The organism is Rhizobium sp. BK456 (assembly GCF_014194045.1).
Classification (GTDB): domain Bacteria; phylum Pseudomonadota; class Alphaproteobacteria; order Rhizobiales; family Rhizobiaceae; genus Rhizobium; species Rhizobium redzepovicii.
The window spans coordinates 357,063-379,761 of record NZ_JACIAO010000004.1 but is presented as its reverse complement, the minus strand read 5'-3'; the positions used below and the strand labels follow the sequence as shown (position 1 = coordinate 379,761).

The 22,699-nt window shown below is 62.5% G+C and carries 19 protein-coding genes; 11 read left to right on the top strand and 8 right to left on the bottom strand.

Annotated features, from left to right (window positions below):
* The first annotated feature begins 238 nt into the window (after positions 1-238).
* The 3 genes from repA (at position 239) to repC (ending at position 4,032) form a co-directional block, all read left to right on the top strand.
* Positions 239-1,447, top strand: coding sequence for a plasmid partitioning protein RepA (repA, locus tag FHX03_RS14570; RefSeq protein WP_183854225.1), 1,209 nt, complete (start codon positions 239-241; stop codon positions 1,445-1,447).
* 69 nt (positions 1,448-1,516) lie between these two features.
* Positions 1,517-2,491 (top strand): plasmid partitioning protein RepB, encoded by a 975-nt coding sequence (gene repB / locus FHX03_RS14565; RefSeq protein WP_183854224.1) that lies wholly within the window; start codon positions 1,517-1,519, stop codon positions 2,489-2,491.
* 212 nt (positions 2,492-2,703) lie between these two features.
* Positions 2,704-4,032 carry a plasmid replication protein RepC gene (gene repC, locus FHX03_RS14560; RefSeq protein ID WP_183781584.1) on the top strand — a complete coding sequence of 443 codons (1,329 nt, stop codon included), beginning with the start codon at positions 2,704-2,706 and terminating at the stop codon, positions 4,030-4,032.
* On the opposite strand, the gene FHX03_RS14555 is transcribed toward repC, so the two are convergent.
* From FHX03_RS14555 to FHX03_RS14545, 3 genes are all read right to left on the bottom strand, one after another.
* Positions 4,014-5,819, bottom strand: coding sequence for a methyl-accepting chemotaxis protein (locus FHX03_RS14555; protein WP_183854222.1), 1,806 nt, complete (start codon positions 5,817-5,819; stop codon positions 4,014-4,016). The two genes, repC and FHX03_RS14555, sit on opposite strands and share 19 nt — an antisense overlap.
* A gap of 10 nt (positions 5,820-5,829) precedes the next feature.
* Positions 5,830-6,816 (bottom strand): cytochrome-c peroxidase, encoded by a 987-nt coding sequence (locus tag FHX03_RS14550; RefSeq protein WP_183854220.1) that lies wholly within the window; start codon positions 6,814-6,816, stop codon positions 5,830-5,832.
* A gap of 198 nt (positions 6,817-7,014) precedes the next feature.
* Positions 7,015-7,494, bottom strand: a complete 480-nt coding sequence (locus tag FHX03_RS14545) for a ProQ/FINO family protein (RefSeq protein WP_183781590.1) — start codon at positions 7,492-7,494, stop codon at positions 7,015-7,017.
* A gap of 233 nt (positions 7,495-7,727) precedes the next feature.
* On the opposite strand from FHX03_RS14545, the gene panC reads away from it, so the two are divergent.
* Positions 7,728-8,630 carry a pantoate--beta-alanine ligase gene (gene panC / locus FHX03_RS14540; RefSeq protein ID WP_183854218.1) on the top strand — a complete coding sequence of 301 codons (903 nt, stop codon included), beginning with the start codon at positions 7,728-7,730 and terminating at the stop codon, positions 8,628-8,630.
* Positions 8,627-9,448 carry a 3-methyl-2-oxobutanoate hydroxymethyltransferase gene (gene panB, locus FHX03_RS14535; RefSeq protein ID WP_097624260.1) on the top strand — a complete coding sequence of 274 codons (822 nt, stop codon included), beginning with the start codon at positions 8,627-8,629 and terminating at the stop codon, positions 9,446-9,448. Before panC ends, panB begins: the two co-directional genes overlap by 4 nt.
* A 21-nt stretch (positions 9,449-9,469) precedes the next feature.
* On the opposite strand, the gene FHX03_RS14530 is transcribed toward panB, so the two are convergent.
* Entirely contained in the window at positions 9,470-10,384 is a 915-nt protein-coding gene (locus tag FHX03_RS14530) for a hydrogen peroxide-inducible genes activator (RefSeq protein ID WP_183781594.1), read from the bottom strand.
* Positions 10,385-10,523: 139 nt separating this feature from the next.
* Between FHX03_RS14530 and katG the strand changes: the two genes are divergently transcribed.
* Positions 10,524-12,710, top strand: a complete 2,187-nt coding sequence (gene katG / locus FHX03_RS14525) for a catalase/peroxidase HPI (protein ID WP_131710588.1) — start codon at positions 10,524-10,526, stop codon at positions 12,708-12,710.
* 212 nt (positions 12,711-12,922) lie between these two features.
* On the opposite strand, the gene FHX03_RS14520 is transcribed toward katG, so the two are convergent.
* On the bottom strand, positions 12,923-13,891 hold the full coding sequence (locus FHX03_RS14520; RefSeq protein WP_183781597.1) for a zinc-dependent alcohol dehydrogenase family protein: 969 nt from the start codon (positions 13,889-13,891) through the stop codon (positions 12,923-12,925).
* A gap of 53 nt (positions 13,892-13,944) precedes the next feature.
* Here FHX03_RS14520 and FHX03_RS14515 point away from each other — a divergent pair, with 53 nt between their 5' ends.
* The 5 genes from FHX03_RS14515 to FHX03_RS14495 all read left to right on the top strand — a co-directional run bounded on the left by FHX03_RS14515 (position 13,945) and on the right by FHX03_RS14495 (position 18,818).
* Entirely contained in the window at positions 13,945-14,355 is a 411-nt protein-coding gene (locus FHX03_RS14515) for an acyl-CoA thioesterase (RefSeq protein WP_097624256.1), read from the top strand.
* 28 nt (positions 14,356-14,383) lie between these two features.
* The gene (locus FHX03_RS14510) at positions 14,384-15,907 is read left to right on the top strand and encodes a class I adenylate-forming enzyme family protein (protein ID WP_097624255.1); all 1,524 of its coding nucleotides are present in this window, start codon (positions 14,384-14,386) and stop codon (positions 15,905-15,907) included.
* A complete protein-coding gene (locus tag FHX03_RS14505) occupies positions 15,885-17,078 on the top strand; it encodes a thiolase family protein (protein ID WP_183854216.1) in 1,194 nt (397 codons plus the stop codon). The genes FHX03_RS14510 and FHX03_RS14505 overlap by 23 nt, the downstream gene beginning before the upstream one ends.
* Before the next feature lie 498 nt (positions 17,079-17,576).
* A complete protein-coding gene (locus FHX03_RS14500; RefSeq protein WP_097624253.1) occupies positions 17,577-18,341 on the top strand; it encodes an SDR family oxidoreductase in 765 nt (254 codons plus the stop codon).
* Between the two features lie 63 nt (positions 18,342-18,404).
* Positions 18,405-18,818, top strand: a complete 414-nt coding sequence (locus tag FHX03_RS14495) for a cupin domain-containing protein (RefSeq protein ID WP_097624252.1) — start codon at positions 18,405-18,407, stop codon at positions 18,816-18,818.
* Positions 18,819-18,865: 47 nt separating this feature from the next.
* Here the strand turns inward: FHX03_RS14495 and FHX03_RS14490 are convergent, their stop codons facing one another.
* The 3 genes from FHX03_RS14490 to FHX03_RS14480 all read right to left on the bottom strand — a co-directional run bounded on the left by FHX03_RS14490 (position 18,866) and on the right by FHX03_RS14480 (position 22,472).
* A complete protein-coding gene (locus FHX03_RS14490; protein WP_097624251.1) occupies positions 18,866-20,149 on the bottom strand; it encodes a cystathionine gamma-synthase family protein in 1,284 nt (427 codons plus the stop codon).
* Between the two features lie 86 nt (positions 20,150-20,235).
* On the bottom strand, positions 20,236-21,315 hold the full coding sequence (locus FHX03_RS14485) for a YihY/virulence factor BrkB family protein (RefSeq protein ID WP_097624250.1): 1,080 nt from the start codon (positions 21,313-21,315) through the stop codon (positions 20,236-20,238).
* 791 nt (positions 21,316-22,106) lie between these two features.
* Complete coding sequence (locus FHX03_RS14480; RefSeq protein WP_097624249.1) at positions 22,107-22,472, bottom strand: hypothetical protein; 366 nt, start codon at positions 22,470-22,472, stop codon at positions 22,107-22,109.
* Between the last annotated feature and the right edge of the window lie 227 nt (positions 22,473-22,699).

Here is a 22,699-nt window from a genome sequence, read left to right as displayed (position 1 = left end):
GGCCGATTGCCCCCTCCCCTTCGGCCGGGCGGCGGCCGGGAGCGCGTTTTCCGCGCCCCGGCCGTGAAATTTCTTCCTGCTCCGACATCCGAGCAGCATCCGCCAAGTGCTTGAACCACCGCTGAAAAGGTTAATATGCGTTAACCTTAAAATTCTTGGCCGGCATCGGAGAATCGCGGATAATAACGGTTAGAAGGGCCTTTGATCCCGAAAATCGTTATCCGAAAGATTGCTGCCGATGAACGCTAATTTGACCGCCTTGAACAAGGCGCCGTTGCATTTCGAGGATCAGATCCTCGAACAGGGCGACGTGATTTCAAAGAAGCTGCATCTGCTCAGTGTGCAGCGCTTTCCGCCGAATGCGAAGAAGACGCTGCGCAACTTCTCCCTGGCGGAGGTCGCCAATTATGTCGGTGCCTCGCAAAGCACGCTGAAGAAGCTGCATCTCGAAGGCAAAGGGCCCTGCCCGCAGACCTCGCCTTCCGGTCGGCGCTCGTATAGCGCCGAGCAGATGCTTGAGCTGAGGCGCTATCTCGATGCCCACGGCCGGTCCGAGAGCCGCATGTATGTCCCCCAGCGCCGCGGCCACGAGAAGCTGCAGGTCATCGCGGTCGTCAATTTCAAGGGCGGCTCGGGCAAGACGACGACGGCGGCCCATCTTGCCCAGCATCTGGCGCTGACCGGCCACCGCGTGCTTGCCGTCGATCTCGATCCGCAGGCATCGCTGTCCTCGCTGCACGGTTTCCAGCCGGAGTTCGACCAGGCCTCGTCCCTTTATGAAGCGATCCGCTACGACGGCGAGAAGAAGCCGCTCTCTGACATCATCCATAAGACGAACTTTCCCGGCCTCGATATCGTGCCGGCCAATCTCGACCTGCAGGAATACGAATACGACACGCCGCTGGCGATGGCCGATAAGTCGAGCAATGACGGCAAGACCTTCTTCACCCGCATTTCGCGGGCGCTCGCCGAGGTCGATGACCGCTATGATGTCGTCGTTCTCGATTGCCCGCCGCAGCTCGGCTACCTCACGCTGACGGCGCTTACGGCGGCGACCAGCGTTTTGATCACCATCCATCCGCAGATGCTCGACGTCATGTCGATGGGCCAGTTCCTGCTGATGCTCGGCGGCATCCTGAAGCCGATCCGAGCGGCCGGAGCCGAAGTGAACCTCTCCTGGTACCGCTATCTCATCACCCGCTACGAGCCGACCGATGCGCCGCAGGCACAGATGGTCGGCTTCATGTCGACGATGTTCCACGAATTCATGCTGAAGCAGCAAATGGTCAAGTCGACGGCGATCTCGGATGCCGGGATTACCAAGCAGACGCTGTATGAGGTCGAACGGTCGTCGATGAACCGGGGAACCTACGACCGGGCGCTGGAGGCGATGGATGCCGTCAACGTCGAGATCGCCGAGCTTATTCATCGGGCATGGGGGCGGTGAATTTGTCGGCTGACAAATTCACGGTTTCCTTGAACCGAATCAATTGATTGACCGCAATCGGAGGACGTGATGGCACGAAAGAATCTGCTGGAGGGGCTGGCCGACATGGCTGACGAGAATGCAGGCGCGCCGAACTATCCGATGCGCGGGGCGGGCCGGTCGCTCGTCCGCTCGCTGGACGAACTCGCCAAGCAGGCGGAAAAATTCCTGGAGGGCGAGGCGGTCGTCGATCTCGACCCCGATGTCGTCGAGGTCTCCTTCGTCAAGGATCGCCTGTCCGAGGATGACGAGGAATTCCGCGCGCTGGTCGAAGCGATCCGTGCGCGCGGGCAGGACACGCCCATTCTGGTGCGCCCCCACGCCAAGATCGACGGACACTATCAAGTGGTCTTCGGCCACCGGCGGCTGCGTGCCGCCCGCGAGCTCGGCCGTAATGTCAGGGCCGTTGTCAAAGCGATCGACGACCGCACCCATGTCATCGCCCAGGGGCAGGAGAATTCGGCCCGCGCCGATCTTACCTTCATCGAACGGGCGCTCTTCGCCGGGCGGCTGGAAGAACTGGGATACGACAGGGAGGTCATTTCGACAGCCCTTGCCGCCAATGCGGCGTCGATCTCGAAAATGATATCGGTGATGGATCGCATCTCGCCGGAGGTCGTCCAGGCGATCGGCCCCGCACCTGGCATCGGCCGCGAACGCTGGGTGGAGTTGTCGCTGCTCGCCGGCAAATCGGCCAATGCAGCAAGCGTCGCGCAGGTCCTGCAGGACGACAGCTTTCACCAGTTGCCTTCCGACAAACGTTTCGAAACGCTCTATGCGGCGCTCAACAAAAGCGCGCGACCGGTGAAGAAGACGGCAGCGGCAAGGAAGGTGAAATGGCAGCCGCGAGACAAGGCGGTCCAGGCGGAAATGAAGAATGACGGCAAGGCGTTCTCGCTCTCGATGAAAGCGAGGAATGCCGGCCGCTTCGGGGAATTTCTCTCCAGCAGGCTGGATGCGCTCTATGAGCAATTCCTCGCCGAGGAGAGCAAACAAGGAGACTAAACCGCAAAAGAAAAAGGCCCCCAAACGACCTGAGTCGTGGAAGCCCTTCTCCTATCCTTAAGCAAGACAGAGAATCGCATTTTCACGAATCCCAGTCAAGAGTCCTGCAGCGCTGCGCGTGTCTTTTCAGACGCGTAAAAGACGCTCCAGCGCTCTTATCCTCGCATCGTTTCGGTGAGCGGATTTCTTTTGCCTGATGCGAGGTGAAGGAAATGGAGAGTGAATCTGTAACGACGCCCTTCGGGCGGCGGCCGATGTCGCTTGCCATGCTGCTGAAACAGCGGCGCGGCGAAGCGATCGCGGCCGGGACGACGCGCAACAAATGGAAACTGTTCCGATCTGTCTGCGAAGCCCGGGCAGGGCTCGACGTAACCGACCGGGCGCTGACAGTGCTCGATGCGCTGCTGAGTTTTTATCCGCAGGACGAACTCTCCAGCGAACGCGGGCTCGTGGTCTTTCCCTCGAACATGCAGCTTTCGCTGAGAGCACGCGGCATGGCCGCCGCCACGTTGCGCCGGCACCTCGCCGTGCTTGTCGAGGCCGGCCTCATCTCCCGCAAAGACAGCCCCAACGGCAAGCGCTATATCAGGCGCAACAGGGAAGGCGACATCGGCGAGGCCTACGGCTTCAGCCTGGCGCCGCTCCTTGCCCGCGCCACCGAGATCGAAACGATCGCCGCACGCATTGCCGCCGACCGGCAGATGCTGCGGAGGATGAAGGAGCGGCTGACCATCTGCCGTCGCGACATCGCCAAGCTCATTTCCGCGGCCATTGAGGAAGCGGTTCCCGGCGACTGGGAGCGCATCGCTTCGACGTTCCAGGCGCTGTTGCAGCGCATTCCGAGAGCGGCAAAGCTCGAATACTTCGGGCCAATCCTCGATGAGCTTGAGACGATCCGCCTAGGCATTATCAACACATTGGAATTGCAAGATAAAATTCAGATAGCGAGCACCAATGAATCCCAGATTGAGCACCACATACAGAATTCGAATCCCGAATCCCCATCTGAATCTGAACCGGGCTTGGAAACCGGGCAGGAGGCGAACCGGCGTTGCGAACCGAGGCCAGGGCTGGAAAGGCGCGAACCGGGAATGGCCGGCGAGGATGGGGAGGGATGGCGGGCCATTGTCCGGACGCATGCCGGGAAATTGAAATCCTTCCCGCTTGGCATGGTCCTCCAGGCCTGCCCTGATATCATCGACTACGGGCCGGGCGGCACGATCGCCAGCTGGCGGGATCTGATGATGGCGGCGGCCGTCGTGCGCTCGATGCTGGGCGTCAGCCCTTCGGCCTATGAGGAAGCAGCCTCGGTGATGGGGCCGGAGAGCGCCGCCACCGTCATGGCCTGCATTCTCCAGAGGGGAGGGCACATCAACTCCGCCGGCGGCTACCTCAGGGATCTCGCCCAGCGCGCCGAACGGAGCGAGTTCACGCTCGGCCCGATGTTGATGGCGCTGTTGCGGGCAAAGGAGCGGTTTTCAGACGGGCCGTCGCATGGGCCAGAGATAGGAACAGATCTTGTTCAGGCAGCGTCGCGATAGGGTCGTGCGCCGGGCTCGGTCCCGCCCAGTTCGAACTGGGTGACCAGGTCGCGCAGGCGCTCCGCCTCGCCAGCGAGCGTGACGCTGGCGGCGGTGGTTTCCTCCACCATCGCGGCGTTCTGCTGGGTCACCTGGTCGAGTTGATGCATGGCGGAATTGACTTCCGACAGGCTGGTGGCCTGTTCGCGCGCCGAGCCCGCCAGCGCTTCCATGCGCTGGTTGATATCGACGATGAAGCGCCCGATGTCGCCAAGTGCTGCGCCGGTCTGGTTGACCAGCTCGACGCCGCCGGCGACCTTGGCGGATGCCCGACCGATCAGTTCCTTGATCTCCTTGGCGGCTTGGGCCGAACGCTGTGCCAGTTCGCGCACCTCCTGGGCGACGACGGCAAAACCCTTGCCGGCCTCGCCGGCGCGGGCAGCCTCGACGCCGGCATTGAGCGCCAGCAGGTTGGTCTGGAAGGCGATCTGGTCGATGACGGCGATGATATTGTTGATCTGCCTGGACGATTCCTCGATCTGGCCCATGGCATCCACCGTCTGGGCCACCACTTTGCCCGATGCGAGGGCGCTGCGATTGGCGTCTTCGGCGACCCCTCGGGCCTCTTTGGCAATCTCGAAGGCTTCGGTGACCTTGGCTGTGACGGCGTTCAGCGCCGCAGCGGTCTGTTCCAGCGTGGCCGCCTGCCGTTCGGTGCGGCCGGAGAGTTCGTTGGAGCCGTTGCTGATCTCGCGGGTGCCGGAATTGATGATCGACACACTTTCGGAGACGGAGAGCAGCGTCCCGCCGAGCTGCTCGACGGAAGCGTTAAAATCATGTCTCAGCGGTTCGAATTCCGGCGCGAACCGCTCCGAAAGCTTGAAGGCGAGATCGCCCGCCGCGAGCCGCTTCAGCCCGGCTGCCAGCCCCGATGTGGCGACCGTCAGCCGCTCGGCCGCGCTCCGTTCGGCCTGCTCCTGGTCGACCAGCCGGTTTGCTTCAGCCAGTCGCCGGTTCTCCTCGGCCTCGCTTTCGAGCCGGGTGCGGGCGATGGCATTCTGACGGAAGACTTCCACCGACCCGGCCATCAGGCCGATCTCGTCACGGCGCCCGGCATAGGGGATTGCCTTGTCGGTTTCGCCACTCGCGAGCGCCTGCATGGAGTGGGTAATGCGCTGGATCGGGCGCGACACATGCCGGGCGATCGCAATCAGAATGCCGAGGCCGATAATGGCGGCGAGGCCCGCCAATGCCAGTTCGATTTCGATTTTCGTCTCGAGCGCACTGCCCGCTTCGGCGACACTCTCGGTGGCGATCTTGTCGACGATGGCGTTGACGGCGGCAATGCCGGTCAGGATCGCCTGCTGTGAGCGCGCCAGCTTTTCGGTAGTCGGCACTTCATCCGCCGGCTGCAGGCCGAGGCTGACCTTGACGTCTTTTTCCCAGACATCATGCGCCTGGCGCAGCGAGCGCGCGCCCTCGGTCAAGGACGCTGCAAGATCGATACCGCCGAGCTCGTCGAGCGATTGCGTCAGCGCGCCGTTGCTTTCGTCGAATTCCGTCTTGACCTCGGCCGCCGAGACGAAATTGGTCATCGACAGAACCCGGTCGACGACCGATGTCGCTTGCCTGAACTGCTGTTCGATATGGGCGGAGGCCAGCTTGGCGTTCACCGCCTCCTCCACCACCGCGGCGACCCGGGTCTGGCCGGTGACCGATTGGTAGCCGATCAGGAATGCGCTGCCGAAGCCGACGACGATCGTTGCCACCATGGGCACGAGAATCTGCATGCGTATGGAGAGTTTCATTGCCTGCACCTCAGTTCGGCAGCGTCGGCAAGGGGATGTCTTGCTTTTCCGCGGTCAAAGTTCCCAGAAAGGCGACCAGATCCTTGCTCTCCTTTTCCGTCAGCAGGAAGGGCGACATCGCCGGATCGAGTGACGGACGGCTGACGCCGCCGCTTTCATAGTGGGTGATCACCTCGTCCATGCTCTTCAGGCTGCCGTCATGCATATAGGGACCACGGTAGAGCGTATTGCGCAGGCCGGGCGTCTTGAAGGCATATTTATTGCCGGGGCTGCTCGGATCGATCTTGTAGCGGCCGATATCGTCGCTCGGCAGGCCGATGTCATGGAACTTGTTGTCGGTGAAATTCCAGCCGGAATGGCAGGCGGAACAGCCGGCTGTGCCGGTGAACAACTCGAAGCCCCGCTTGGCGCTGTCGGAGACCGCCTTCTCGTCGCCATCAACCCAGCGGTCGAAGGGCGACCAGTTGGAAACCACCGTCCGCTCATAGGTGGCGATGGCCGTCAGCAGCGTCTCCTTGCTGATGCCCTTGTCCGGGAAGACCTCGCCGAACCACTTCTTGTAGTCGGGTATGTCATGCATTTCACTCACGGCATCGTCGAGCTTGCCATTCATTTCGGCGGCAGCGGTGATCGGGCCCGCCGCCTGCTGCTCCAGGTTCGGCGCGCGACCGTCCCAGAAGAAAGGCGAGACCCAGGCAACGTTCAGAACCGTCGGCGCCTGGCGCCCGAGCGCGGTATTAGCCGCGCCGATCGGCGTCTTCACAGGCGTCTCGAAGCCGAAGGACGGGTTGTGACAGCTGGCGCAGGTCATATTCTTATTGCCGGATAGCCTGGGATCGAAGAACAGCATCTTGCCGAGCGTCGCCAGTTGAGGGGAATAGGCCGTCACCCCTTCGAAAGGCACGGTCAGCGGCCGTTTATAGGCGGAAAGATCGGCAGCCGCGCCGGGTTGGATTGGGGCCAATGCGAAGAGGGAAGCTGCAATCAGGAGACGCATCGTTCTAGCAAGTCCGGAGAAGTTTCTGACTGATGCTAAAATTAGCGCAATTGCATTAATGGTATCTAAAGCAAAATATACTTGAGGCCGACGTGAAGGTTTTGCTGGCTGAAGTTGTATCGCAGATATTTATCCCTGCGAAATACAATAGCAGGTTACTATTCCTCCATTGCAGATGAAAGACGACGCGTTTTAGCCTCACCCCGCTCTGGCTGACGAACTTTTCCTATTGAGAAGGGCTGCGCGAATCTGTTCGTTCTTGCTCAACAGGGGAGGGGGAACCGGTGCAGGCTGCTCCGGCGCCTCGGCCTTGCGGTTATTCTGCTTGAGGCTGAGGAAGCGTTTTTGCGCGACCAGCCGGTCTTCCGAAGACAGCGCTTCGACGGGCTCGCCGTCCACGCCATGGCGCATGGAATCAGGCTGGGCGCTGGCGAAATAGTAGCGCCGGCAATGGACATAGGCGGCGGTCGCGCGTCTCAGCGTCGTCACGCCCGCGTCGGCCTTCAGGAGCGGGCGCAATTCGTTGAAGAGGCCGACGGCAAAGGGGAGGATCGGATCTCCGGGCTTCGCCGGAAGCACGCCGACCGGCCGGATCAACAGCGTGTTGATCGCGTTTGCCTTCTCGACGTCGAGCTCGGTTGCCGCAATCGGCCCGCGGCTGATCTTCCAAGGTTCCATGTATCCTCCATAGCGACCGACTGTAATGGTATCTTGACGGACGGGGGCAATAGCGTTGCGGCTCGCATATTGCCAGCCCCGCTGCAAGCTGCCATTTCCGGGCGGATATAGGCCGGCCTTATCGGCCTGCCATTGCATCTAATCGTTTTTATCGCGGAATATCCATTGACCTCCAGCATCGATTACACTTCTTATCCGCGCCCAAGATGAGTGACCGGCCGCGGGGAGGATATATGCGGGTTTTCTCGAGCATAGACGAGCTGCGCCACACGCTCGATGCGCTGAAGCGCCAGGGACGCACCGTCGGTCTGGTGCCGACGATGGGCTATCTCCATGCCGGTCATATGGAGCTCGTATCGCGCGCACGGGCCGAGAACGATCTCGTCGTCGTCTCGATCTTCGTCAATCCGCTGCAGTTCGGTCCGGCCGAAGATCTCAGCAAATATCCACGCGATCTGGAGCGCGATTCGGCCATGCTCAAGCAGGCCGGCGTCAATTTCCTGTTCGCTCCCGGCGTCGCGGACATGTATGCGCGCCCGATGAAAACCGTGGTCGACGTCCCCGAGCTAGGGCGGGAACTCGAAGGCGCGGTCAGGCCAGGGCATTTCGCCGGCGTCGCCACCGTCGTCTCCAAGCTCTTCAATATCGTGCAGCCGCAAACCGCCTATTTCGGGGAGAAGGATTACCAGCAGGTCGTCATCATCAAGCGCATGGTGGATGATCTGGCGGTGCCGGTGCGGGTGATATCGGTGCCGACCGTCAGGGATGCCGACGGCCTCGCATTGTCGTCGCGCAATGTCTATCTCAGTCCTGAGGAGCGTCGTGCCGCGGCAATCGTCCCGCAGACCCTCGACGAGGCCGAGCGCCTGATTGCCGACGGCCTCACGGATGCCAGGGAGTTGGAAGCAAAGCTCACGAAATTTCTCGGTCGCGAGCCTCTGGCAAAACCCGAAGTCGTCGCCGTCAGAGACGCCTCGACGCTTGAGCCGGTCAGCACGATCGAAGAGCCTGTCGTCGTGGCGCTTTTCGTTCGGTTCGGCTCGACGCGGCTTCTTGACAATCGAGTGGTCCGCAACAACCGGGTTGCCGGGGTTATCGGCGGGAAGGGCAAGCCGGGAAAGGGAGTGACGAAATGAGCGCCATCGGATCTCAAAAGCGTCTGACGCCGACCCGCATCTCAGCCATGAAGGGCGGCAAGCCGATCGTCTGCCTCACCGCCTATACGACGCCGATGGCGCGCCTGCTCGATGAGCATTGCGACCTGCTGCTGGTCGGGGATTCGCTCGGCATGGTGCTCTACGGCATGGAGACCACCCTCGGCGTCACGCTCGACATGATGATTGCCCACGGCAAGGCCGTGATGCGCGGCGTTAACAAGGCTTGCGTCGTCGTCGACATGCCGTTCGGCAGTTATCAGGAATCGAAGGAAGTGGCCTTCCGCAATGCCGTCCGCATCCTGCAGGAAACCGGCTGCGATGCCGTCAAGCTGGAAGGCGGCGAAGAGATGGCCGAGACCATTGCCTTTCTGACGAAGCGGGGCATCCCGGTCATGGGGCATATCGGCCTGATGCCGCAGCAGGTCCAAACCGCGGGAGGCTATCGCTCCGTCGGCCATTCCGAACACGAGACTTCGAAGATCCGGCGCGACGCGCATGCCATTGGCGGCTCGGGTGCCTTTGCCGTCGTCGTCGAAGGCACTGTAGAACCGCTCGCCCGGGAGGTCACGTCAGCCATCCACATACCGACCATTGGCATCGGCGCATCCTCCGCCTGCGACGGCCAGGTTCTGGTATCCGACGATATTCTGGGGCTGTTCAACGATTTCACGCCGCGTTTCGTCAAACGCTACGACGAACTCGGCAAGAGGATCGCAGCGGCCGTCTCCGCCTATGCCGACGAAGTCCGGTCGCGAAAGTTTCCGGCCGCGGAGCATACGTTCAAGCGCCGGTCCTGAGCAGGGACATCATCAGGTCCATCACCGCGCGAGCTGTCGTTCGCGCATGATATCGGCTGATCGGCGAACGGCCTCGGAGACCTGCAGCAGCTGTTTGGCCATCGGGGTCGAATTGCGCCAGACCATGCCGATCGTTCGCGATGGCTGCGGAGACTGGAAGCGGGAGATCGAAACCTGCGCCGAGCGCGTTTCCACGGGAACGGCCATCTCCGGGATCAAGGTGATGCCGATGCCGGCGCTGACCATTTGGACCAGGGTGGAGAGCGAGCTGCCTTCCATCACTTCGCGCGGGCGGGCCGAACCGATCTTGCAAAACGACAAGGCCTGATCGCGGAAGCAATGGCCCTCCTCGAGCAGCAGCAACCGCATTTCGCGCAGCGCCTCGCGTTCAGGCACCGGCTTGCCCTCGTCTTCGGGCCGCCGCACCAGCACGAATTCCTCCTTGAAGAGTTCGAGTTCGATCAGCGACGGTTCCGACACGGGCAAGGCAACGATTGCCGTATCCAGCTGGCCTTGGGTAAGCTCCTGAACAAGCTTTGCCGTCTGCGTCTCGCGCACTTCGATCTGAATTCCGGCGAAAGTTTCGTTCAGATCGTTTATGATAATCGGCAGCAGATAAGGCGCAATGGTCGGTATGATGCCGATGCGCAGCCGCGACAGGATGGAGTGGCGAGAGGCGCGCGCCAGCTCCCCCAGTTCGTCCACGCCGCGCAGGATCTCGCGGACCTTGAGAGCGAAGGTCTGGCCGAAGGCCGTCAGCTTTACTTCACGCGCGCTGCGCTCGAAAAGCTCGCTGCCCAACTCCTGCTCAAGTTCTTTGATCTGCATTGAGAGTGCCGGCTGGGAGATGGCGCAGGCGTCGGCAGCGCGCCGGAAGCGGCCATCCCTTGCCAGGGCTTCAAAATAACGCAGCTGTTTCAGGGTCAGGTTCTTCATAAGCTCAGCTTATCGCAGCAATCAGTAAATCCAACTTAAAATTATCATATGCTTCCGATATGAAGACAGCAAGGAGAGCGGGGGCGCCCACTCGGCAACGTTTGAATGGCAGACAGATCAAGCAATGAAGGAGACAATCATGGACAACCCCACGGACAGCACAGGCAAATGTCCTGTTGCACATCACAAGGCTCCAGCCGGCCGGTCGAACCGCGACTGGTGGCCAAACCAGCTGAACGTGCAGATGCTTCACCACAACTCCGGCCGCGCCGACCCGCTCGGCCAGGCCTTCGACTATGCCGAGGAATTCAAAAAGCTCGATCTCCAGGCGCTGAAGCAGGATCTTCACGCGCTGATGACCGATTCGCAGGATTGGTGGCCGGCCGACTTCGGTCACTACGGCGGCCTCTTCATCCGCATGGCCTGGCATAGCGCCGGCACCTACCGTATCACCGACGGGCGCGGCGGCGCCGGCCAGGGCCAGCAGCGTTTTGCGCCGCTCAACAGCTGGCCTGACAATGCCAACCTCGACAAGGCCCGCCGCCTGCTGTGGCCGATCAAGCAGAAATACGGCAACCGCATCTCCTGGGCCGATCTGCTGATCCTCACCGGCAATGTCGCCCTGGAATCCATGGGCTTCAAGACCTTCGGCTTCGCCGGCGGCCGCGCCGATGTCTGGGAGCCGGAAGAGCTCTACTGGGGTCCCGAGGGCACCTGGCTCGGCGACGAGCGCTACAGCGGTGAACGCCAGCTGGCAGAACCGCTCGGGGCCGTGCAGATGGGCCTCATCTACGTCAATCCGGAAGGCCCGGGCGGCAATCCCGATCCGATCGCTTCGGCGCGCGACATCCGCGAAACCTTTGCCCGCATGGCGATGAACGACGAAGAGACCGTGGCGCTGATCGCCGGCGGCCACACCTTCGGCAAGACGCACGGCGCCGGCGACCCGTCCCTGATCGGCGCCGAGCCGGAAGGCGGCGCGATCGAGGATCAGGGCCTGGGCTGGAAGAGCTCGTTCGGCTCCGGCGTCGGCAAGGATGCCATCACCGCTGGCCTCGAAGTCACCTGGTCGCAGACGCCGACCAAGTGGAGCAACTACTTCTTCGAAAACCTCTTCGCCTTCGAGTGGGAGCTGACGACGAGCCCGGCCGGCGCGAAGCAGTGGCAGGCCAAGAACGCCGAAGCCTCGATTCCGGATGCTTACGAGGCCGGCAAGAAGCATCTGCCGACCATGCTGACCAGCGACCTGGCGCTGCGTTTCGATCCGGTCTACGAGAAGATCTCGCGCCGGTTCCTCGAAAATCCGGCTGAGTTCGCCGACGCTTTCGCCCGCGCCTGGTTCAAGCTGACCCACCGCGACATGGGACCGAAGGTGCGCTATCTCGGCCCGGAAGTTCCGGCGGAAGATCTGATCTGGCAAGACGTAATCCCGGCCGTCGATCATCCGCTCGTCGACGACAAGGACATCGCCGAGTTGAAGGCAAAGGTACTGGCAACCGGCCTTGGCGTGCAGGAACTGGTCTCCACCGCCTGGGCTTCCGCCTCGACCTTCCGCGGCTCCGACAAGCGCGGCGGCGCCAACGGCGCGCGCATCCGCCTCGCCCCGCAGAAGGACTGGGAAGCAAACCAGCCGGCCCAGCTCGCCAAGGTGCTTGGTGTTCTCGAAGGCATCCGGACGGACTTCAACGCCGCTCAGACCGGCGGTAAGAAGATCTCGCTCGCCGACCTGATCGTCCTTGCCGGTGCAGCCGGCGTCGAAAAGGCGGCAACGGCCGGCGGTCAGTCCGTCAGCGTGCCGTTTACGCCTGGCCGCACGGACGCCTCCGAGGCGCAGACCGATGCGCATTCCTTCGCAGCGCTCGAGCCGCGGATCGATGGCTTCCGTAACTATGTGAACGGCAAGCGCCTGCAGTTCATGAAACCTGAGGAAGCGCTCGTCGATCGCGCCCAGCTGCTGACGCTGACCGGCCCCGAAATGACCGTTCTCGTCGGCGGCCTGCGCGTCCTGAAGGTCGGCCAGCCGGAACATGGCGTCTTCACCTCGCGTCCGGAAACGCTGACGAACGACTTCTTCGTCAACCTGCTCGACATGGGTACCCAGTGGGTTCCTGCCGCCGGCCAAGAAGGCGTCTATGAAGGCCGTGACCGCAAGACGGGTGCCGCCAAGTGGACCGGCACCCGCGTCGACCTGATCTTCGGCTCGCACTCGCAGCTTCGCGCCTTTGCCGAAGTCTACGGCCAGGCCGACGCCAAGGAGAAGTTCGTCAAGGACTTCGTCGCCGCCTGGAACAAGGTCATGAACGCCGACCGCTTCGACCTCGTCTGATCGGAAGCATTCGCCCGGGCGCCGTTTCGACCGCGCCCGGGCGTTTTTTTGAATAGCTTCAAATGGAAACAGCGCCCAAGTCCCCTCGCCACCGTGCGGAACTTTCCGGCGATGAACGCATCCTCGGCAGTGAGATAGCGCAAAGCGCCATCCTCCATCGCTCCTGATCTTGAGCGCGCAGGCCAAAGGCCGAAGAGACCGACACCCGCCCGTCAGGCGAGCAGCACCTTGCCGCCCGCCCGGAAGGGAAGCGCGCATTGCAGCGCATCGCCGATATTTTCAAGAGGAAAGACTTCCCGCACCTCGGTCGCGATCACCTTCGCAACGATCTGCGCCGCCACTTCGGAATAGGCGCGCTGGACCTCGCCCATGTCTTCGGAATGAACCCATTCCCGGAGATGGAAAAAGGAAAAGATGATATCGGGATGGGCAGCCCAGAAGGAATTCGGGATGCTTTGGCCCGAGAGCAGGCCGTAATGGACGAAGTGTCCGCCAGGTTTGAGCGCAGCAGCGAGGATTGAGGCGCGCGGGCCGCCGACGCAGTCGAGCACGGCGTCCAGCCCATGCCGACCGGCAAGCCCGGCGGCCAGATCGCCGTCCGCGCTGTCGACGATGACGGTCTCGAGCCTGCCGCTGAGTCGCGCGCGCGATTCCTCGCTGCGGACGATCGCCACCGGCTCGACGCCGACGGCATTCGCCAGACCGATCAGGATCGATCCGATCGAAGAGGCGGCGGCGTTGACGGCGATGCGCGTGCCCGGTTTCAGCCGGATCTTCTTGTGCAGCATCAGCCAGGCCGTCATCGGGTTGACGTAGCTCGTCGCCGCTTCGAAATCGGATAGCCCATCCGGAACACGAAGGCACCAGTTGGGATCGATATCCTTGAATTCCTGCCATCCCCCGGCGCTGCGCACCGGCAGCACGCGGGTGCCGGGCGCAAGCCCGTAAACGTCCTCACCGCAGGCGTCGACCACCCCGAAGGCTTCAAAGCCGGGGATGAAGGGCAGGGTCGTGCGTCCGGCATAGGCGCCTGAAATGGTGATGATATCGGAGGGATTGATCGACCGCGCCAAGAGCCGCACCCGGACCTGATCGCGGCGTAGCACCGGCAATGCGGCCCGCTCGATCCCGACGACATCCTGAGCCGGTCCGAATTTTCGCACGACCGCCTGATATTGCATTGCATCCCCCGGACAACAGCGGTTAGAACAGCCCACCAATTTTCGGTGATCGCATGAGTGTTGACGACAGGCCTTTAGCATCCTTCCGGGTCTCGATGCGAGACATCGACATCTATGGTCATGTCCATAACTCGGTTTACCTCGATTATTGCGAGGATGCGGTCGTCGAGTTCCTGCGGCACCGGGAAATTCTCAGCCACTTCCGCCACACCTCCTCGGGCGTTGCCTATCACGTGAAGAAGGCCGAGATCACTTTTCACAATCCCATCGACGTCGACGACGTCGTCGAAGCCAAGGTGACGGTCGAGAAAATCGGGCGCACGAGCCTCTCTTTCGCGATCGAACTTTTTCGCCAGCGCGATGGCGCCCATTGCGCCTCGGCCGGATTCGTCTGGGTCTGCGTCGGCCTCTCCGACAGCCGCCCGACGCCGATCCCCGACGCCACCAGGGCAGCTTTGGGCTGACGGCCGATCTTCAAACCAGCGGGTGTCCATGCCGATCCATGCAGAGCTTCTTCGACATGCAACGGAAAGGCCGGATCAGCCGGCCCTGGCGATCGACGGCCGCTCCCTGAGCTACGGCGAACTCCATTTACGCGCCAACGCGATTTACCGCTTTCTCCAGGAAGTGCCGCGCTCGCCCCGTCGCACGCTCGATCTGCCCGGCGTGGAGAGACTTGCGGCCCTCAGCCTCGGCAACCACATCGGCTTCGCCGAATATTTCATCGCCGCCACCGCCTCGCCGCATACCTGCGCGGTGATCGACCCGATGATGCCGCCTGAGAGAATCGAGCGCATCATCGAGCGGCTGGCGCCTGACGTGCTTGTCGTCGACGACGATAGCGGCCCAAGCGCCGAGATCGGCCGCAGGCTCGGTATCTCAGTCATCACCGCCGGAGCCGAGCCCTTCGATCTCGCCGCGACGGAAGGCGAGCTGCCTGGAGAGGCCGAGGGGATTTTCCTGATCGGCTTTACTTCGGGCACCACCGCCGAGCCGAAAGCCTATTATCGCTCGCGCGAGCAGTGGCGCCGGAGCCTCGATCGTGGCCGCATGGTTTTCGAACTCGAAGGCGCGCCGTCCACAATGTGCCCCGGCGCCTTGGCGCATGGCCTCGCGCTTTACGCCATGGTCGAAGCCTTGGATGCCGGCGGCACCTTCCATTCAGTGAGGAAATGGGATGCCGCTGCCGTTGCGCGCATTCTCTCTGCCGAAGCGATCGAACGGCTGGTCGCCGTGCCCACCCATATAGCGGGCATTGCGAGAGCCTGGGCTGGCGAACAGCCTCTGACCTCCCTGCGCGACGTTCTGACTGCCGGCGCGAAACTGGACGTGAACGGCGTCGAAGCCATGCGTCGCCTTTTCCCGAAGGCGCGCATCCGCGAATATTACGGCGCATCCGAGATTGGTTTCATGACCGTCTCCACCCTTGTCGGCGGCGCGGTCGATTTTCCGATCGACCGCGTGGGCCAGGCCTATCCCGGCGTCGAGATTTCCATTCGCGACCCTGATGAAAACGACGTCGGCACCGATGTGCCGGGCACCATCTTCGTCAGGAGCGACCTGATCGCCGACGGCTATCTCTGGGGCGACGACGGTCAGGCGTTCCGGGTCACACCGGTTGGCGCCACCGTCGGCGATCTCGGTGAAATCGACGCCAATGGCATGCTGCGGGTGATCGGCCGGGCAGGCGGCATGATGATTTCAGGCGGCAACAACGTCTATCCCGCCGAAGTCGAGAGCGCGCTGAAAACCTGCCCCGGCGTCGAAGAAGCCGTCGTCTTCGGCCTGCCGGATGACTATTACGGCCAACGGATCGTCGCCGTCGTCTCCGGCGAGGCGATCGATGCGAAAATGCTGGCCGAGGATTGCGCCAGCAAGCTTGCCAGGTTCAAGATCCCCAGGCAATTCTACCATATCGCCTCCTGGCCGATGACGAGCAGCGGGAAGATTTCCAGGGGCCAGGTGGAAGCAGCGGTCATTTCGGGAGACGGCCTTGTCCTACGCCTATCAGCCTGACGAGGATTGGCAGCCGGTCGTGGTTGCCGCCTACCGCACGCCGATCGGCCGGGCCTTCGGTTCGCTTGCGACGGTCGCCGCCGAAGACCTGCTTGCGGCGATCATCCGCCGGATCGTTGCCGAAACCGGCATCGCGCCGGACGATATAGACGACATGCTGGTCGGCAATGCCGCCGGCGGCGGCGGCAATATCGGCCGGCTGGCCGCCCTCACCGCCGGCCTGCCGTTGTCCGTTCCCGGTGTCGCCGTCGACCGGCAATGCGGCTCGGGCCTGGAAGCGATCATCATGGCCGCCCGCCTGATCCAGGCGAAAGCCGGCGCCTGTTTTCTCGCCGGCGGCGTTGAGAGCGTCAGCACCGCGCCGTGGCGCGTCGAACGGCCGAAAGCCAATGGGGCGCTGCCGCGCTTTTATGGCCGCGCCCGCTTTTCCCCCGAAACGGTCGGCGACCCCGAGATGGGCATTGCCGCTGAAAACGTCGCCCGCCAATTCGCAATCGCACGCCAGAGGCAGGACGAATTCGCGCTCCGCAGCCACTGGCTCGCTGTCGCGGCCGCCGAGGCAGGCCTCTTTCAGCCGGAGATCGTCGACATCTCCACCACCCACGGACTGGTGGAACGCGACGAATGCCTGCGCCCCTCCACATCGCTTGAGGCGCTCGCAAATCTCCGGCCGGTCTTTCTCCGCGACGGTTCGGTGACAGCAGGCAATGCCTGCCCGCTGAATGACGGCGCCTGCCTGGTGCTGGTCATGAGCCGTGGAATGGCCAAAAGCCTCGGCATCGGCAAGGGCCTCGCCCTCATCGACAGTGCTGCGGCCGGCGTCGATCCCAATCTGCTCGGCATCGGCCCCGTCGCCTCGACCAAAAAGCTGCTGCGGCGTCAGCCCGGGCTCTCGCTCGCCAGCATCGATGCCATCGAATTCAACGAGGCCTTCGCCGCCCAGGTTCTGGCATCGCTGGATCAGCTCGACATCCCTGCCGACACGGTCAACAGGGAGGGCGGCGCCATTGCTTTGGGCCACCCCTTCGGCGCATCCGGCGCGATCCTGGTTACGAGACTGTACAGTCAGTTGGTCCGCGCCGGCGTTCCCGGCGCCACCGGCCTCGCCATGATCGGCATCGGCGGCGGCATCGGACTGACGGCACTGTTCGAGTCTGTCGCGCTTTCCTGAGAAGGACCGCCTGCATCGGCTGGCAGTAAAAGACGGAGAGAGGGATGGGCGACGTTAGCCCCACCCTCCGTCCTGCTCGGCCTTGAGCCGAGCATCCACACCGCATCCACCGGCAGCCGTGGCATGGGTCCTCGGCGCAAGGCCTGGGATGACGGAGAGTGGGGTTGGCTTCTCGCCAAACTCCGCCGGAACCATCCAGCCGCCCCACCTCCGTCCCTTGCAACACCTGACGACGCAGGTCTCCTTCCATCCCGGCCGAACGGCCCGATCCTAGGGCGAGCCGCCCTACTGCCTTGGCATAGGACGACAGCGACCGAGGGAGAATGGTTCGGCCTGACGATCCGGCGCATTCTCCCGTCCATCGGCTGCGGCCGGCCGCGCCGGAAATTTCGCGTGGCGTCCCCATACCGATGAAGTCGCCTGCCTCGCCGAGGCGGCGATTTCGGCAGCCATCTCAGGTCAACAGAGGAAATCCTCGCTAGGACAAGGAGACTACCCATGAAGATCGTCATTATCGGCGGCACCGGGCTTATCGGCTCGAAGACCGTGGAAAGATTGCGCAGCAAGGGGCACGAGGTGCTGGCGGCATCGCCGAATTCGGGCGTCGACACGATCACCGGCAAGGGGCTCGCGGAAGCGCTGGCCGGCGCCGAGGTGGTGCTCGATCTTGCCAACTCGCCCTCCTTCGAGGACAAGGCCGTCCTGGAATTCTTCCAGACATCGGGCCGCAATCTGCTGAAGGCAGCAGCCGCCGCCGGCGTGAAGCATCATATCGCCCTGTCCATCGTCGGCATGGAGCGGCTGCAGGGCAGCGGCTATATGCGCGCCAAGATGGCCCAGGAACAGCTGATCAAGGCTTCCGGCATCCCCTACACCATCGTCCATTCCACACAATTCCACGAATTCATGGCCGGTATCGCCCAGTCGGGCACATCAGGCCAGATGGTTCATCTGTCGCCGGCCTATGTGCAGCCGATCGCATCGGACGATGTCGCCGACGTCATGGCCGAGGTGGCGCTGGGCGCGCCCGTCAACGGCACGATCGAGATCGGCGGACCGGAGAAAATTCGCCTCACCGATATCGTGACGCGCCTGCTGAAAGCGACGAACGATCCGCGCCAGGTGATTACCGATCCTCACGCCCGTTACTTCGGCGTCGAGCTCGAGGATAATTCGCTGGTAACCGGCGCCAAGGCGCGGCTCGGCCGCATTCGCTTCGACGATTGGCTCAGCCGGCAGCCACAGCAGAAGAAGAGCGCCTGACGGCCGGGGCCGCTCTTCGCGGCCCTTGCCGCAACCGTTTCCATCAACGCAAGGAGACCAGACATGTTAGGAAAAATGATCTCGGCAGGGGCATTCGCCGTTGCCATTGTCACCGGCACCGCCGCGCATGCCGCAGGCGACAAGGCGAAGGTAACCCTCGTCTACGACCACGCGCTTCCCAACGTTCCCGGCAAGAGCATCAAGGCCGTGCTCGTCGAATATAGGCCCGGCGGCACATCGCCAGGCCACACCCACCCGAAATCCGCCTTCATCTATGCCACCGTTCTGGAGGGCTCGATAAAAAGCCAGGTCAATGACGGCCCGGTGAAGATTTACAAGGCCGGCGAAAGCTTTCCCGAATTCCCCGGCGATCACCACAGCGTCAGCGCCAACGGCAGCAAGACCGCGCCCGCGAAACTGCTTGCGGTCTTCGTGGTGAACTCGGACGAGACGGAACTGACGACCGACGACAAGTAAGCTGCCCTCGATGCCCGGCCCCGCCGGGCATCGTTCCTTGCTCTCGGTCAAGCAGATTGCAGCGCCATCTCCAGGTCGGCGATCAGATCGTCCGGATGTTCGATGCCGATCGACAGGCGGATGGTCGATTCCAGCACGCCGATGCGCTGGCGGACATCGGCCGGCACGCCGGAATGCGTCATGGTCGCCGGGTGGCTCGCCAGCGATTCCGTTCCCCCGAGACTGACCGCAAGCTTGAACACCTGCAGCGCGTTCAGGAATTTGAAGGAGGCCGGCTGGCCGCCGCGAATGTCGAAGGAAAAGGTGGAACCGGCGCCGGTGCATTGCGCGGCGAAGGTCCGGCCAGCCGGTGAATCCGGATTGTGGTAAGGCAGGTAGTGAACCTTCTCGACCTTCGGGTGATCGCGCAGAAAATCGGCGACGGCGCGCGCATTGCTGTTTGCCCGCTCCATGCGCAGCTGCAGCGTTTCCAGCGAGCGGCCGAGCATCCAGCAGGAATGCGGATCGAGCTGGGTGCCGATCGCGCCGCGCAACGCCTTGACCTGCTTGATGACTGCCTTGCGGCCGAGAACGGCGCCGGCGATCAGGTCGGAATGGCCGCCGACATATTTGGTCAGCGAATAGAGCGAGATATCGGCGCCGTGTTCGATCGGCCGCTGGAAAACCGGGCCGAGCAGGGTGTTGTCGCAGACGATGATCGGCACATGCCCCTGCTTTGCGCCGATCGCGTCGGCGACGCGCCGGATCATCGCGACATCGACCAGGCTGTTGGTCGGATTGGCCGGCGTTTCGATCAGGATGACGGAAACGCGGCCCTTGGCCATCGCCTCCTCAGCCGCCTTCTGCACCGATCCCTCGCTGACGCCATCGGCAAAGCCGACCGCGGCGACGCCGAAATTGAGGAAGGTCTTTGCCAGCAGGGTTTCCGTGCCGCCATAAAGCGGCTGCGAATGCAGGATTGCATCGCCCGGCCGGACGAAGGCGAACAAGGTCGTGGCGATCGCCGACATGCCGGAGGAAAACAGCGCGCCGCTTTCCGTCCGCTCGTAGACGGCAAGCCTGTCCTCGACGATCTCGCTATTGGGATGGTTGAAGCGCGAATAGACGAGACCGGCGCCTTTGCCCGCCGGCGGCTCGCGGCGGCCCGAGACGTAATCGAAGAAGTCGCGGCCATCCTCGGCCGAATTGAAGACGAAGGTGGAGGTGAGGAATACCGGCGGCTTGACCGCCCCTTCCGAGAGTTCGGGATCGTAGCCGTAGTTCAGCATCTGCGTTTCGGGATGCAGTGCATGATTGCCGATATGGGTTTTGGAAGGATGCGGGGCCGTCATGATCGTCTCCTCTGTCGGGATTGCCCAAGAACAAATTACATCAAAACCGCGTCTGAGGCGCAGTCATCGATGATGCTCCTCAACGATCAGTTGATGGCCTCGCCCAAAGTGTCTGCAACATAGGCGCCGCGCGCGCCCATCGGCAGCGGCGGGCCCGTCGTCGTGTCTCTCGCGGTCTGATGCTCCAGTTCGGCGTTGAGTTCTGCGCCGATGACGAGAATGACGACGGAAAGCCAGATCCAGATGAGGAAGCCGATCAGCGCACCGAGCGTGCCGTAGGTCGCGTTATAATTGGCGAAATGATCGAGATAGAAGGAGAAGCCGAGCGACATCGCCGCCCAGGCAACCGTCGTCAGAGCCGCCCCCCACGTCATCCACCGAAGCTTGGCAGGCTCCCGGCTGGGGCCGAAGCGGTAGACCGAGGTCACCGCCACCGCCACAACAAGCAGAAGCAGCGGCCACCGCAGGAGAAGCGCCATGTGCTCCTTGAACTGATCGAGCCAGAGATAGGAAAGCACGACCGGCATGACGCCGACAAGCACCACCATGACCACCGTCAGAAGCATTGCGCTCAAGGTGAAGCAGAGGCCGACGAGGTTCAGACGGATAAGACCGCGCTTTTCATTCTCCTCATAGGCCACATTCATCGCATCGAAGATCGCCAGCGTGCCGCTATGCGTGCTCCACAGCGCAATGCCGAGACCGACGAAAAAGGTGATGCCGAGCGCACTGTCGCGCTTGCTGACGAGCTCCTTGATCTGATCGGCCAGAAGGTCGAAGGCCCCCGGCGGCAACAGACCGGCCAGTTCGCGTAGATGCTCCGATATGGTGACCGGATCGGCGACCAGCCCGTAAAGAGACACCAGAGCCGCCATGGCGGGAAACAGCGCCAGCAGCAGATAGAAGGTCACACCCGCGGCAATGAGTGTCACCCGGTCGTTCAGGACTTCACGGTAAACCCGCCAGAACACATCGCGAAGACCGCTGAGCGGAATAGCCTCGGGCGTGGCGGCGCTGCGGCCATGATCGTCCACCGCGCGGCCGGGCTCCGCCGACGGAGCCGGCGCACCACCCTGCTTTGCCTGCAACAACACAAACGCCCCGATCGCCGCTGCCATCATCGCAGCGGCGATGGACAACCTCTTGAGCGGGAGCGCATCTGCCATTACCCTAATCCTCTGATTTGCTGCGTGGATAACGCCGCGTGCCGCAAAAGGATGCAAGCCGTTGCTTTCTTGTGGAGATTCGAAGCGCAGGGGAGGGGAGGCCGCGGCAACAAGGGCCGTTTAGGGCAGAAACCCATTATCATAATATACTGATTTTACTCAATAAGTTATTCGATACGGAAATGAAACAGGAGTTTAGTTTCATCACTGCGGTTTAGACTATATCTGCACCCGGCCGCCGTCGCCGCGATTTAGGGGCCCCTGGAACGGGAAATTCGCCGCCACGCATCTTGGAAAGCGCGGCTTGGACCCGAATTCCGTCCACCGCCATCAGCTCGAACGTTGGATATCAAACGCGATAAACGATGCCTCCCCTCATCAATAGCGCCGCCGAACATAACCGGCAACAGCCGCTCGCGTTGCTCACGGCAAACATCGCCCCTAGGGTCGAAAATGCCGCCCCCCCGAGAAGCCACATCCGAAGGCGCCCCGCAGGAGCCTGGAAGCACGAGGCGGAAGCGCGCCGACGCCGAACGAATACAAGGAGCAACGCTGGAACGCGCCCTTCGAGGCTCCAGCCTTCGGCTTCCGTGCCTCCAGGGTGAGGTCCGTTGGAGGATGCCGCGCCCACCGCCCCCCCCAGAAGCCTCACCCTGAAGTTCCCCGCAGGGCCTCGAAGGACGAGACAGGTGCGCCCTGCCCAGTCCACGCGAGGGCTTCTCCTGATCCCCACAAAGAACGGCGCCGGCGCTTAGGCCGATCCGATCGAGCTTTAGACACGCAGCCATGAGCTATTCGGCATTGGCGGCCGCGGGCCTCCTGCGCGCCCGGACAATCTCGCCGACATCGTTGTCATATCGCTCATCGGGGAAGTTTATGGTCCAGATGAGGCGACGCAACGATTCCGGAGCGATGTTTCGATAACCAAGTTTCTCCAGCCGGAGCAGAAGCAGCAAATGGTCGGTAACGACTATCAGCCGGGCGTAAGCGCTAAGCTGATGCAACGCAGGGCGCATGGCAGCATAGGAGTTGAAGCCGAATGACGCGGCGATTGCCTCATCGCAGTGCGACGATTTGATGTAAGGATATTGGCCACGCAGAGCGTGCTTTAAGGCGACGACGTTCGAAGGCGAGAACCTGATGGATGGGTTTAACATAGGACGATCCAGTGCTCTGGTCGAAGTCTGCCGATTACACTTCGACCTTGGGGAACACGGTCGTCGAGAGGTCTCACACGCCCTTCAACCCGGCAGCAGGTTTGGATAGGCCTCCAGACTCATATGGTAACCGTCAAATACCCCACCATCAAGGCATAGGCTCATCTTGAGGCCAACGGGATAGTTGGCGCGACTCGAAACCCGAAATCGCATACCTGAACGGCTGC

Bases quoted from the DNA above. Each gene is read 5' to 3' on its own strand.
- FHX03_RS14510 (WP_097624255.1), top strand. From the start codon at position 14,384: ATGCCGATCCATGCAGAGCTTCTTCGACATGCAACGGAAAGGCCGGAT.
- repB (WP_183854224.1), top strand. From the start codon at position 1,517: ATGGCACGAAAGAATCTGCTGGAGGGGCTGGCCGACATGGCTGACGAG.
- FHX03_RS14480 (WP_097624249.1), bottom strand. From the start codon at position 22,472: ATGTTAAACCCATCCATCAGGTTCTCGCCTTCGAACGTCGTCGCCTTA.
- panB (WP_097624260.1), top strand. From the start codon at position 8,627: ATGAGCGCCATCGGATCTCAAAAGCGTCTGACGCCGACCCGCATCTCA.
- FHX03_RS14520 (WP_183781597.1), bottom strand. From the start codon at position 13,891: ATGCAATATCAGGCGGTCGTGCGAAAATTCGGACCGGCTCAGGATGTC.
- FHX03_RS14530 (WP_183781594.1), bottom strand. From the start codon at position 10,384: ATGAAGAACCTGACCCTGAAACAGCTGCGTTATTTTGAAGCCCTGGCA.
- FHX03_RS14495 (WP_097624252.1), top strand. From the start codon at position 18,405: ATGTTAGGAAAAATGATCTCGGCAGGGGCATTCGCCGTTGCCATTGTC.
- FHX03_RS14485 (WP_097624250.1), bottom strand. From the start codon at position 21,315: ATGGCAGATGCGCTCCCGCTCAAGAGGTTGTCCATCGCCGCTGCGATG.
- repC (WP_183781584.1), top strand. From the start codon at position 2,704: ATGGAGAGTGAATCTGTAACGACGCCCTTCGGGCGGCGGCCGATGTCG.
- FHX03_RS14555 (WP_183854222.1), bottom strand. From the start codon at position 5,819: ATGAAACTCTCCATACGCATGCAGATTCTCGTGCCCATGGTGGCAACG.
- FHX03_RS14550 (WP_183854220.1), bottom strand. From the start codon at position 6,816: ATGCGTCTCCTGATTGCAGCTTCCCTCTTCGCATTGGCCCCAATCCAA.
- katG (WP_131710588.1), top strand. From the start codon at position 10,524: ATGGACAACCCCACGGACAGCACAGGCAAATGTCCTGTTGCACATCAC.
- FHX03_RS14515 (WP_097624256.1), top strand. From the start codon at position 13,945: ATGAGTGTTGACGACAGGCCTTTAGCATCCTTCCGGGTCTCGATGCGA.
- repA (WP_183854225.1), top strand. From the start codon at position 239: ATGAACGCTAATTTGACCGCCTTGAACAAGGCGCCGTTGCATTTCGAG.
- FHX03_RS14545 (WP_183781590.1), bottom strand. From the start codon at position 7,494: ATGGAACCTTGGAAGATCAGCCGCGGGCCGATTGCGGCAACCGAGCTC.
- FHX03_RS14490 (WP_097624251.1), bottom strand. From the start codon at position 20,149: ATGACGGCCCCGCATCCTTCCAAAACCCATATCGGCAATCATGCACTG.
- panC (WP_183854218.1), top strand. From the start codon at position 7,728: ATGCGGGTTTTCTCGAGCATAGACGAGCTGCGCCACACGCTCGATGCG.
- FHX03_RS14500 (WP_097624253.1), top strand. From the start codon at position 17,577: ATGAAGATCGTCATTATCGGCGGCACCGGGCTTATCGGCTCGAAGACC.